The organism is Bradyrhizobium viridifuturi (assembly GCF_001238275.1).
In the GTDB taxonomy this organism is placed as follows: domain Bacteria; phylum Pseudomonadota; class Alphaproteobacteria; order Rhizobiales; family Xanthobacteraceae; genus Bradyrhizobium; species Bradyrhizobium viridifuturi.
In genome coordinates, this window is the sequence record NZ_LGTB01000004.1 from 255,426 (window position 1) to 267,279 (window position 11,854).

The 11,854-nt window shown below is 65.0% G+C and carries 11 protein-coding genes and 1 pseudogene; 2 read left to right on the plus strand and 10 right to left on the minus strand.

Annotated features, from left to right (window positions below):
• Positions 1 to 8: 8 nt before the first annotated feature.
• The 8 genes and pseudogenes from ALC15_RS06190 to ALC15_RS06225 form a co-directional block, all read right to left on the minus strand.
• Positions 9 to 479 (minus strand): MarR family winged helix-turn-helix transcriptional regulator, encoded by a 471-nt coding sequence (locus ALC15_RS06190; RefSeq protein WP_050626500.1) that lies wholly within the window; start codon positions 477 to 479, stop codon positions 9 to 11.
• A complete protein-coding gene (locus tag ALC15_RS06195; RefSeq protein WP_050626501.1) occupies positions 460 to 1,206 on the minus strand; it encodes a nitroreductase family protein in 747 nt (248 codons plus the stop codon). Before ALC15_RS06195 ends, ALC15_RS06190 begins: the two co-directional genes overlap by 20 nt.
• A 153-nt stretch (positions 1,207 to 1,359) precedes the next feature.
• A complete protein-coding gene (locus ALC15_RS06200) occupies positions 1,360 to 2,166 on the minus strand; it encodes an MBL fold metallo-hydrolase (protein ID WP_050626502.1) in 807 nt (268 codons plus the stop codon).
• The gene (locus tag ALC15_RS06205) at positions 2,163 to 2,954 is read right to left on the minus strand and encodes a TatD family hydrolase (protein WP_050626542.1); all 792 of its coding nucleotides are present in this window, start codon (positions 2,952 to 2,954) and stop codon (positions 2,163 to 2,165) included. Before ALC15_RS06205 ends, ALC15_RS06200 begins: the two co-directional genes overlap by 4 nt.
• Before the next feature lie 14 nt (positions 2,955 to 2,968).
• A complete protein-coding gene (gene metG / locus ALC15_RS06210; RefSeq protein ID WP_094193692.1) occupies positions 2,969 to 4,948 on the minus strand; it encodes a methionine--tRNA ligase in 1,980 nt (659 codons plus the stop codon).
• Between the two features lie 89 nt (positions 4,949 to 5,037).
• Entirely contained in the window at positions 5,038 to 6,078 is a 1,041-nt protein-coding gene (locus ALC15_RS06215; RefSeq protein WP_050626503.1) for a DNA polymerase III subunit delta', read from the minus strand.
• Complete coding sequence (gene tmk / locus ALC15_RS06220) at positions 6,075 to 6,761, minus strand: dTMP kinase (RefSeq protein WP_050626504.1); 687 nt, start codon at positions 6,759 to 6,761, stop codon at positions 6,075 to 6,077. The genes ALC15_RS06215 and tmk overlap by 4 nt, the downstream gene beginning before the upstream one ends.
• A gap of 1 nt (position 6,762) precedes the next feature.
• A pseudogene (locus tag ALC15_RS06225) lies at positions 6,763 to 8,021 on the minus strand (D-alanyl-D-alanine carboxypeptidase family protein).
• Between the two features lie 175 nt (positions 8,022 to 8,196).
• Here ALC15_RS06225 and ALC15_RS06230 point away from each other — a divergent pair.
• A complete protein-coding gene (locus ALC15_RS06230) occupies positions 8,197 to 9,132 on the plus strand; it encodes an alpha/beta fold hydrolase (protein ID WP_050626505.1) in 936 nt (311 codons plus the stop codon).
• A 33-nt stretch (positions 9,133 to 9,165) separates the two neighbouring features.
• Here the strand turns inward: ALC15_RS06230 and ALC15_RS06235 are convergent, their stop codons facing one another.
• A complete protein-coding gene (locus ALC15_RS06235) occupies positions 9,166 to 10,098 on the minus strand; it encodes a septal ring lytic transglycosylase RlpA family protein (protein ID WP_094193693.1) in 933 nt (310 codons plus the stop codon).
• A gap of 867 nt (positions 10,099 to 10,965) precedes the next feature.
• Between ALC15_RS06235 and ALC15_RS06240 the strand changes: the two genes are divergently transcribed.
• Positions 10,966 to 11,400 carry an NUDIX domain-containing protein gene (locus ALC15_RS06240; protein ID WP_050626507.1) on the plus strand — a complete coding sequence of 145 codons (435 nt, stop codon included), beginning with the start codon at positions 10,966 to 10,968 and terminating at the stop codon, positions 11,398 to 11,400.
• Here the strand turns inward: ALC15_RS06240 and ALC15_RS06245 are convergent.
• The gene (locus tag ALC15_RS06245) at positions 11,393 to 11,833 is read right to left on the minus strand and encodes an arsenate-mycothiol transferase ArsC (RefSeq protein ID WP_094193694.1); all 441 of its coding nucleotides are present in this window, start codon (positions 11,831 to 11,833) and stop codon (positions 11,393 to 11,395) included. The genes ALC15_RS06240 and ALC15_RS06245 overlap by 8 nt on opposite strands.
• Positions 11,834 to 11,854 lie beyond the last annotated feature (21 nt).

An 11,854-nucleotide genomic window follows, 5' to 3' on the forward strand; every position in this document is an offset into this window, starting at 1 on the left:
CGCGACGCTCAGTCCTCCGCGAGGCGACCGAGCAGGTCGTACAGGAGCTTCTTCTGATCGGACTTGAGCGGCGCCAGCGTCGTCGCGGTGCATGCGATCTCGATCGGGATCAATTGCTGGACCAGCGCTGTGCCGGCCGTGGTCAGGTCGATCAGGATCAGCCGCTTGTCGGTCGGATCGCGCCGGGTCGCAACCAGCCGACGCTTCTTCAGCCGCAGCACGACGTCGCGGATATTGGCGGGCTCCATCGCGACCAGGCGTCCCAGCAGGTTCTGCGACAGCGCCCCGCGCTCATAGAGCCGGGCCAGCGTCGCATATTGCGGCGCCGTCAGATCGAAGGCGCCGATCCGCTCCACCAGGTTGGACGACGCGCGCTGATAGGCCTTGCGCAGCAGGAAGCCGACCTGGTCCTCCAGCCTGTAGTCCGTCGCGAGCCGCCTGGCTGGCGCCGCCTCTGCCTTAGTCGACGTTCTCGGCATCCCGGTACATCACCTTGTGGCGCGTGGTCGAAACCCATTCGTCGATGTCGGCTTCGGTCATGAGATGCTGATCATCGAACCTGTTCCAGTTGCGGATGTCTGCGAGGCTCTTCTTCCAGCGCTTGTAGGGCGGCTTGGCCGGCGGCCCGAAGCACATGATGTCGAGCACGGATAATTCATCGGGAATGCCGAGCAGCGGCTTCATCGCCTGCTGCGCCTTCTCCTGCCCGATCGCCGTCACCCACCAGACATTATAGCCGAGGGCGGCGGCCGCGAGATGCGCCGACATCGTCGCCGCCGCCACGCTCTGCAGCAGAATGCGCTCGGCATTCTGCTTGTACATCGTGTCGAGCGCGGAGCCGTCGTTCAGCACCGGAAACGCCTTGACCCAGCGGAAGTCGCTGGCGACGACGATGAAGCCGGGAGCAGACGCGAGGCCACGATAGTCCGGCGTCGGAAACTTCATCTTGAGCCGGGCGCGCGCGACCTGCTCCTCGCGGAAATACTCCGTGATCCTGTTCTTGAGGTCCTGGTCGGTGACCACGATGAAGTGCCAGGGCTGGGCATTGGCTCCCGACGGCGCGTGCCGGGCGGCCTCCAGGATCATGTCGTAATGCTCTGATGGCATCACGTAACTGGAATCGAAGGCGCGTGTGGTCAGCCGGTTTTTCACGACATCCATCAGCGCGTCGTATCGCGTGCGGTCCGTGTAATCGCGCGCAACCATTGGAGCCTCCCGATATTGTTATGATCATAACGATATCGAAGGCACGCAAAAGTTCAATGCCCGACGGCGGGTATCGGGCGCTCACCGCGACGGGTGGAACCGCGCGCGTCTGATCGACACGCGGGTTCAGCTGGCTCAGCGCTATTTGAGTTTTCAGCCCGCCCGATCGAGCGTCAGCCGCATGCCGTCATAGGCCGGGATCACGCCGGCCGGCAGGCTCTGCCGTAGCACCTCGTAGTCGAGGTCGGAATGCATGTTGGTGATGACGGCGCGCTTCGGCTTGAAGCGCTCGATCCACGACAGCGCGTCCGCAACGCTGAAATGGCTGGGATGCGGCGCATAGCGCAGGCCGTCGACGATCCAGAGATCGAGGCCTTGCAGGGCCGGCCAGCTCTCCTCGGGAATGTCGTGCAGATCGGGCGTGTAGGCAGCATCGCCGATGCGGTAGCCGAGCGCCGGAATCCGGCCGTGCTGCACCAGGAAGGCCTCGAGCTTCAGCGGACCACCCTTCCCCGTGACCGTATGGCTCTCACCGGCCTCGATCGAATGCCGGGTCAGGATCGGCGGATAGTCGCTGCCCTCCGGCGAGATGAAGCAATAGGAGAACCGCGCCATGATGTCCTTGGCGGTCGACTGGTTGAAGTAGACCGGGATGCGGCGCCGCTGGTGCAGCACGACCGAACGCAGATCGTCGATGCCATGGGTCTGGTCGGCATGCTCATGGGTCAGGAACACCGCGTCGATATGCTCGACGTCGGCGTCGATCAACTGCTCGCGCAGATCGGGCGCGGTATCGATCACGACCCGCGTGGTGCCGTGCTCCATGGTGCGCTCGGCCATGATCGAGCAGCGGCGGCGGCGGTTCTTGGGATTGTTGGGATCGCAGGCGCCCCAACCGAGCGCCGGGCGCGGCACGCCGGCGGAAGAACCGCAGCCCAGGATGGTCAGTGTCAGTGTCATGCAGCAACCTTCGGTGCCGGCACCTTGGAGAACAGTCGGAAGAAGTTCTCGGTGGTCTGCTGCGAGATCTCCTCCAGCGAGACGCCGCGGGTTTCGGCGAGCACCTTGGCGACCTCGACAACATAAGATGGCTCGTTGCGCTTGCCGCGATATTTGCCGGGCGCGAGATACGGCGCATCGGTCTCGACCATGATGCGGTCGGCCGGCAATTCGGCCGCCAGCGCGCGCAGTGCGTCCGACTTCTTGAAGGTCAGGATGCCCGTGAACGAGATCGACAGCCCAAGCGCGATCGCCTTCATCGCGAGCTCGCGGCCGCCGGTGTAGCAGTGCAGGACCGCCTTGAACGGCCCCTTCGCGACCTCATCCTCGAGGATGCGGCCGCAATCCTCGTCGGCCTCACGTGTGTGGATCACGAGCGGCAGGCCGGTTTCGCGGGCCGCGGCGATGTGCGCGCGGAAGCCGCGCTCCTGCGCCTCGCGCGAGCCGTGCTCATAGAAGTAATCCAGCCCCGCCTCACCGAGCGCCACGACCTTCGGGTGTTTGGTCAGCTCGATCAGCTCGGTTGCCGGAATGCCGTCCTCTTCATCGGCATGATGCGGATGGGTGCCGACCGAACAGTAGACGTCCGGAAAGCGCTCCGTGATCGCAAGCAGGCCGCCGAGCCGCTTCACTCGGGTCGAGATCGTCACCATGCGGCCGATGCCGGCCGCCTCGGCGCGTCCGACGATCCCGTCGAGATCGTCGGCGAAATCAGGGAAATCGAGGTGGCAGTGACTGTCGACCAGCATGAATTTCGAACCGCTCATTCGGTCTTCGGTTCCACGTAGCGCGGAAACACGCCGACCGGTGCCGGCAGCGCCGTGCCCGGCTTGATCCGCTCCGCGATCGCCGTGAAGTTGCGAGCCTCTGCTGCTATCCCGAGGCTGTCGAGCATCTTGCCGCAGGACTCGGGCATCACGGCCTGCGCCATGATCGCGATCTGGCGCACGACTTCGGCGGTGACGTAGAGCACCGTCTTCTGGCGCGCCGGATCGGTCTTGGCCAGCGCCCACGGCGCCTCGCCGGCAAAGTAGCGGTTGGCCTCGGCGACCACGGCCCACACCGTGTTGAGCCATTGATGGATCTGCTGCGTGGCCATCGCGGTCCGCGACGTCTCCAGCATGGCGTCGGCCTGCGACAGGATCGCCTTGTCGTTGTCGCTGAACTCGCCCGGCTCCGGCAGCACGCCGCCGAGCTGCTTGGCGATCATCGACAGCGAACGCTGCGCCAGATTGCCGAAATCATTGGCGAGGTCGGCATTGATGCGCGCGACGATGGCCTCGTGGTTGTAGTTACCGTCCTGGCCGAACGGCACCTCGCGCAGGAAGAAATAGCGCACCTGGTCGACGCCGTACTGATTGGCGAGATTGAACGGATCGACCACGTTGCCGACCGACTTCGACATCTTCTCGCCCCTGTTGAACAGGAAGCCGTGGGCATAGACGCGCTTCTGCAGAGGAATGCCGGCCGACATCAGGAAGGCCGGCCAGTACACCGCGTGGAAGCGGATGATGTCCTTGCCGATGATGTGCACGTCGGCCGGCCAGTAGCGCCAATGCTTGTCGCTCTGGTCGGGATAGCCGACGCCGGTGATGTAGTTGGTCAGCGCGTCGACCCAGACATACATCACGTGCTCTGGATCGTTGGGGACCTTGACGCCCCAGTCGAACGTGGTGCGCGAGATCGAGAGGTCCTTCAGCCCGCCCCGCACGAAACTCATGACCTCGTTGCGGCGGGAATCCGGGCCGATGAAATCGGGCTGGCTCTCATAGAGATGCAGGAGCTTGTCCTGGTAGGCCGAGAGCTTGAAGAAATAGCTCTTCTCCTCGACCCACTCGACCGGCGTGCCCTGCGGGCCGCGGCGGACATTGTCCTCGCCGACCGTGGTCTCATCCTCGGCGTAATAGGCCTCGTCGCGCACCGAGTACCAGCCGGCATAGGCGTCGATATAGATGTCGCCGTTGTCCCGCATGCGGCGCCAGATTTCCTGCACCGACTTGTGGTGCGCGGGTTCGGAGGTGCGGATGAAGCGGTCGAACGAGACGTTGAGCCGCTCGTCCATCTCCTTGAAGCGCGCAGCGTTGCGGGTGGCGAGCGCGTGCGGCGTCAGGCCCTCGCCCTGCGCGGTCTGGATCATCTTCTGGCCGTGCTCGTCGGTGCCGGTCAGGAAGAACACATCCTTGCCGTCGAGCCGCTGGAAGCGCGCCAGCGCGTCAGTCGCGATCGCCTCATAGGCGTGCCCGATATGCGGCTGGCCGTTGGGGTACGCGATCGCGGTCGTGATGTAGTAGACGTTGCCGCGGTCTGCGGCCGGCGCCGCGACGGGGGCGGATACAGGGGCTGCCGCGGCCGGCCTGGGTGGCTTCGGCGCGCGAACCGCTGCCGGTCTCGGCGCCTTCTCGGCGGTCGGAGCCTTCGGCACAGCGGGCTTCTTTGCAGCCGGTGCGACGGCCGCTGCGGCGGCCTTCTTCGGCGCGGTCTTGGTGGCCTTCGCGGCAGCTTTCTTGACCGTCTTCTTGACCGTTTTCTTGACCGTCTTCTTCGCAGCCTTCTTCACGGTCTTTTTGGCTGCCTTCCTGGCTCCCGGCTTCTTGGCCTTGCCGGCCTTCTTCGTCGCCTTGGTGACGCGCCCGCCCTTCTTGGCCGCGCGTGACTTCGCCGTGGCCTTGCTGGTCGCGCGGGCGGGCGATGCCTTCTTCGTCTTCTTGGCCTTCTTCGACGATTTCTTCTTAGCGGTCGCCACCACGGAATCCTTTGCAGATCGAAACGAGTTTGTCGGGAGTTTTGTCAGATGGATGTGTTGTCGGACAGATGTGTTTTGAGACTTGACGTCTATCGGGTCGCGTCAGCGAGCATCGAAAACACCGAGAAAACCAGCGGCTTGCGCTCCAGATTGTAGGCTTCGGTATCGCGCGCGGCGCGGACGATCTTTTCCCATACCTCCGCCAGCCGTGCAAGGCGCGGCAAATTGGCGTTGGCGTCGCCGGTTCGCATGCGCTCGCTCATCCAGCGATCGATGCCGTCGATGAAGGCGGCGAGCGCGACGCGGTCGCTGGTGCCGAGCGCGTCGCCCAGCGCATGCAGCTCGCGCGGATCGACGCTCGGTAGCGTTGCCAGCAACGCGGCCGTACGTTGTTGCAGCTTGAGTGCGTCGCCGCCGAGCAGCGACAGCGCCCGCCCGCCGCTGCCCTCGGATGCCGCCGCGGCCTCGAGCAACGCAGGATCGTCCGCTGCAATGTCGGTCGCGGCTGCGGCCGCGCGCACCACGTCGTCCGTCTCCAGGGGCCGCAGCAGCAATTTGCGGCAGCGGGACAGGATCGTCGGCAGCACCCGCGACGGCGCGTGACTGACCAGGAGGAACAGCGACTGCTGCGGCGGCTCCTCGAGGATCTTCAGCAGCGCGTTCGCGGCGTTGGGATTGAGCTCGTCGACGGTGTCGACGATGCAGACGCGCCAGCCGTCGACCGCAGCCGTCGAGCCGAAAAACGAGATGGTCTCGCGCGTCTCGTCGACGGTGATCACGGTGCGCATCACGCCGCGGTCGTTGAGGCCGCGCTCCAGCACCAGCAGCCCGCCATGGGCGCCCGCCGTGATCTGCCGCGCCACCGGATCGGAGGGATCGACCCGCAGCGTCGGCGCCGCCTGAACCTGAGACGATTTCGGATTGCGGAACGCCAGCACGAAGCGGGCCATGCGGTAGGCCAGTGTCGCCTTGCCGATCCCCTGCGCGCCGCCGATCAGCCAGGCATGCGGAATCCGCCCGCTGCGATAGGCATCGAGCAAGGCGGCCTCAGCCTCGCGATGCCCGAACAGATCGGACGTTTCGCGCGGATGGCGGGCAGTGCTCTCCTGTTCGACCTTGCGCGCGCTCATGCCGGACTGTCCGCCGTGAGCGTTGCGCGCAGATGCTCGCGCAGCGCGGCCCATATCGTGGCTGTGACCGTGTCCGGATCGGGCGTGGCGTCGATCAGGACGCAGCGCTCGGGGTCTTCGGCCGCTATCCGGCGGTACGCGTCGCGCAAATCCTGATGGAACTTGATGCCTTCGGCCTCGAAGCGGTCGGCCGTGGCGGTGCCGCGGCGCGCGGCGGCGCGTTGCAGTCCGACCTCGACCGGAACATCGAGGATGAAGGTCAGATCGGGCTTGAGATCGCCGATGGTGACACGCTGCATCGCATTGACCAGTTCGGGCGACACCTGCCCGAGCTGGCCCTGATAGGCGCGCGTGGAATCGAAGAAGCGGTCGCACAGCACCCAGATGCCCTGGTTGAGCGCCGGCAGGATCACGGTGCGGACGTGGTCGTCGCGCGCCGCGGCAAACAGCAGCGTCTCGGCCTCCGGCCCGAGCAGCTTGCCCATTCCGGACAGCACGAGGTGACGGATGATCTCCGCGCCCGGCGAGCCGCCGGGCTCGCGGGTCACGATCGCGCGCAGCTTGGCGGTGTCGAGCCGCTCAGCGAGCTTGCGGATCTGGGTCGATTTCCCCGAGCCCTCGCCGCCTTCAAAGGTGATGAAGCGACCGCGCAAGCTCGGCCGTTGGACTGCTGCTTCCGCCATGTCAGAGCTTCTCGACTCCTGCGCGGAACATGCCGATGACGAGCTCCTGGGCACCGTCGAGCGCGCGGCGCATCGTCGATCCCGTGCCGACGGCATCCGCCGCGTAGACAGGCGTCTCCATCGCGACGTTGGCTCCGCGCCAGACCCGGACCACGCCGATCTGCTGGCCGGCGGTGATCGGCGCCTTGACCGGGCCGTTATAGACGACGCGCGCGAGCAGCTTGTCATTGCCGTTCTTCGACACCATCACCTTGATCGGATCGGGGCTGACCAGCTTGACCGAACGGCTCTCGCCGCCGAACACCCGGGCGTAGCGACCGGCTGGTTCGCCGCGATCAGCACCCGGGTCTCGAAGCTGCGGAAGCCCCATTCCAGCATCTTCTTGGCCTCGGTCGCGCGATCCTCCGAATCCTCGAGCCCATTGACCACGACGATCAGCCGCGTGTCGTTCTGGACGGCGGAACCAACCATGCCGTAGCCGCCCTCCTTGGTGTAGCCGGTCTTCAACCCGTCGGCGCCGGGCAAGGCGTTGAGCAGTGGATTGCGGTTCTGCTGGCGGATCTTGTTCCAGGTGAACTCCTTCTCGCCGAACAGCTTGTACCTGTCCGGGTAGGCCAGGATGATGTGGCGCGCCAGCACCGCGAGTTCCCGCACCGTCATCTTGTTGTTCGGGTCCGGCAGCCCGTTGGAATTGCCGAAGGTCGACTTGGTCATGCCGAGCTCGCGGGCGCGCTTGGTCATGAAGTCGGTCGCGAACGTATGCTCGTTGCCGGCAATTCCTTCGGCAAGCGCGATGCAGGCGTCGTTGCCGCTCGGGATGATCGCACCGTGCAGGAGATCGTCGACCGAAACCTTGCTGTTGATCGCCGCGAACATCGTCGAGGTTCCGGACGGCGCCCCGCCGCGCCGCCAGGCGTTTTCACTGATCCGGTACTCGTCGGTCAGCTTGATGTCGCCCTTCTTGATGGCGTCGAACACCACCTCGGCGGTCATCAGCTTCATCATGCTGGAAGGCGCGCGCAGCTCGTCGGCGTTCTTCTCGAACAGGACGCTGCCCGAGGAGGCCTCGACCAGGATCGCGGTCGGCGCGTCGCCGTCGAACCCGCCCTCTTCCTTCTTTGCGCCCTGGACACTGTTGTTGGCGGCATAGACCACCCCGCCGCAGCCGATCGCCGCCACGACCGCGGCCGCGATCAGGCCACGCCAGCAACGCCCGGCGCGAGCTAGCAACGTGCGGGGAATTGCGGTTGGGGCTGCCATCGGCGATGTCCTGAAAGACTGCGTTCTAACAGCTGGAAGTATCGCAAACAACTGAGGTTTCGCCGCTTGTACACGGCCGGCTGGATTGCCGCCCGCGCTGAACGCCCATATCCTTGTCAGTAATCTCTGGAACCAGCTAACGACAACAGAACCGGCAAACAAGGCGGAAACGCGAATGTCATCCTCCCGCATCATTTCCGCCAACGGCATCGACATGTTCGTGCGCGAGGCCGGGCAAGGCCCGCTGGTCGTGCTCTGCCATGGCTGGCCGGAACTGTCCTACTCGTGGCGGCACCAGATCGCAGCGCTGGCCGCGGCAGGCTTCCGGGTCGCAGCACCGGACATGCGCGGCTTTGGCCGAACCGCCGCGCCGGCCGATGTCGGTGCCTACACGATCTTCGATACCGTGGGCGACATGGTCGCGCTGGTGGCTGCGCTCGGCGAGAAGACAGCAATGATCGTGGGTCACGATTGGGGAGCGCCCGTGGCCTGGCACGCGGCCCTGTTCCGTCCCGACGTCTTCACCAAGGTCGCCGGCCTCAGCGTGCCGCCACCGTTTCGCGGCCGCGGACGTCCGCTGGAAACCCTGCGCGAGAGCGGCATCACCAATTTCTATTGGCAGTACTTCCAGCCTCCCGGCGTCGCGGAGGCCGAATTCGAGCGCGACATCGCGCACACCATGCGGCTGGTGCTCGGACGCGGCGTCTCCGATCCGAGTTCGATGTTCGTCGACGAGGCCAAGGGCTTCCTCGGCAAGCTGCCGGCCGGAATGCCGCTGCCGGCCTGGATCACCGAGGCCGACATCGCCGAATTCGCCGAGAGCTACCGGCAGTCCGGCTTCCGCGGCGGCCTGAACTGGTATCGCAATATCGACCGCAACTGGGAGCTGACCGCGCCCTGGCAGGACGCCCAGATCCATCAGCCGTCGCTGTTCATCGCCGGCTCGAACGATTCGGTGATCACCGGGCTGATCGGCGCCAAGCGGGTCGCAGACATGGAGCGCGTGCTGCCGAACCTCAAGCAGAAGCTGATCATCGAGGGCGCCGGCCACTGGATCCAGCAGGAACGCCCCGACGAGGTCAATGCAGCGCTGATCGCGTTTCTGAAATGATCAGGCCAAGGGCCTGATTCGCAACGATTTGACTCAGTAGAGCCCGCGTCCGCTCAGCACTTCAGCCGGTCCACGTGCGTCGATCGGCACGTAGGCGGCTGCCGGGCTCGGGGCAGCGGCATAGCGCGGGTCGCTCTCGTAGGAGACTTCGCGCGGATTGTTCAAGGTGCGGTTCCGTGACCGGCTTGAGGCCGACATTTCGGAGGTCGCGCTGACCGAAGCATAATCGGCCTGGGTGTTGCCGAGGCTGTAGGGCCGGCCCTCCGGCAACGGAACTTCGCCGCGGACACGACCGGACGAGGACGACATCTCGGGCACGAATGGCCGTGCCGAGGCGACTCGGACCATCGATGGTGACGGTGCCGGCGTGCCGGTCCGCAAGGTCGCCATCAGCTGGCGGTCGTCGGAGCCCTCGAGCGGCGCCCGGCCGACATATTCGACGCGGACGCGAGCTACACCATTACCTTTGAAATCAAGCAGTTCGGCGGCCTTGTTCGAGACGTCTATGAGGCGGTTGCCGTGATACGGGCCGCGGTCGTTGACGCGGACGATGAGCGACCGGCCGTTGCTCAGATTGGTGACCCGCGCGTAGCTCGGCATCGGCAGGGTTGGATGGGCGGCCGTCAGCGAGCCCATGTCGAACACCTCGCCATTGGCAGTCAGGCGGCCATGGAAATCATCGCCGTACCAGGACGCCATGCCCTCGGCACGGTAGTTCTCGTTCTCCTCCGGCACATAGGTGCGGCCGGCGACGACATAGGGCTTGCCGATGCGATAGGTCCCGCCGCCCTTCGGTACCGGGTCGCCCAACGCGACGACACGCGGGCTCGACGACACGCCGTATTTCGGATCGACCCGGCTGGCGAACTTGCTGGAGGAGGCGCAATTGGCGAGGACGAGGCACGTCGCCACCGCAACGGCACCACGCGCCGTCCGGATCATCGAATCTGGCCGTCTAGTCCCCATCTGCCCCAAGTACCATTCTGCCGGACCCGCGCCCATTTCGTGGCATCGGGATCATTTTCTTCAAGGTGCGGCCCACCTCCGCACCAGAGCTTGACGATATCGCAACCGGAACACGGCGGAAATGGGGAGAGCCTTAACCCTATGGCACTTTGGTAAACCGCCTGTTGCGCTTCCTCAGTTGTTCTACGGAGCTCGGCCAGCCAAAACGCCCTCGCCTGTCCCGCTATCAGACACACTGTTGCAGCAAATCATCAGTGGGTCGGCATCTTGAATCCCAACAATTGAATCTTTTTGACTGTGCAAGGCTGCAATCGTTTTCTCTCCCGCGTGGGGCGCAAAGGAAGTTTGCGATGATCGAGACGGTTACAGCGGTGATGGGCCTGGTGAGTGCGGCGATCTTCTTGGCGCACGCCGTGGAAGGCTATCGGTACCGGGCCTGACAGTCCGTTGAAGGCGGAAAGACGCGTCACCTCTTTCCAGGAGAGAATGTTCGGAAAGCTTTAATCAATTCGGATGAGCATCGGTTGAAGGCAGGTGTATCATGCGTAATCACGATTTGGTCTCCGACGGATTTCTAACCCTGACCGCAGCGAGCCTCGTGCTGCTGTGCTCCAGCCTGCTGGCGTTCGCTTTCGGCTGAGCGTGTGATGCCCTGGGGCGCCATCTGCGCCCGGGCGACGAGCCTCGACGACCCCTCACCTCATCCCTAGCCGATCTGACGTCGGCGTCAGCGCCAAGTCCTGATGATACCTGGCCAGGTGTGCGCCTGGCGACCTGATCCGCGTGGGGTGCCACGCCGTCTTCTCGCAGCCCCAGTCCTGACGCACCCTCCACAGTCCCAGCATTCCCAGCAATCAGGATCGGCGAATGACCGGCGCGGTAAGAGAGGGAACGTCTGCACTGCTCGTCAGCACGGACGGCCAGTTGCTCCTGCAATTGCGTGACGACCTTCCGCACGTTTCCGATCCCGGCAAGATCAGCCTCTTTGGTGGGCGGCGGGAGGGCACCGAGACCTTCCTGGAATGCGTCGTTCGCGAAATCCACGAGGAGATCGGCCATTACGTGCCGCCCGAGCGTTTTGAGCTGATCGGGAGTTATTCCGGACCAGATCCCTCGACACCGGGCGGCACCCTCCGCGGCGAGGTGTTCCTCGCACGCGATGTGCCGATCGACCAGCTGAGGGTCACCGAAGGCCGCCTCGAGATCGTCGCGGTCGAAGACCTCGAACGTCTCAGCGGCAGACTGGCGCGCCCGGCGGAGTATGCGCTGGCGATCTTCCTGAAGCGCAGGCCGATCAACTGAGCGAAGAAACCAGCGCTCGGACGTGAGCGTCGAGCATCGCGAGCGCGACTGAAGGATGCGCCACATCGATATCGTCGACGTGCCAATACGTCACCCTGCCCGCCACTTCGGGGAACCGCCGCTCGATCAGCGGGCGGTGCTCTGCCTCCTTGAGTGCGATCACGAGGTCGACGTCGTCGAAGTCGGCCAATGAACATGGCCGCGGGTGGCGCGTTGCGCCCTCCGGAACGATCCCGCCTGCGCGGAGACGATCATCGGCGAAAACGGACATCGGTCCGACATTGTCCGGCGAGCCTCGCTCGGCCGCGCCCCTGGAGAATGCGCGCCACGCCAGTTGTCCCGCCCTCGCGAGATGATTGAATAGCTCCTCCGCGTATCGGCTTCGGTAGTAGTTGCCGGTGCACAGGAACAGGACGCGCTTCATGGCCGTCATGATGGTCAAAGGCGGTCCTCG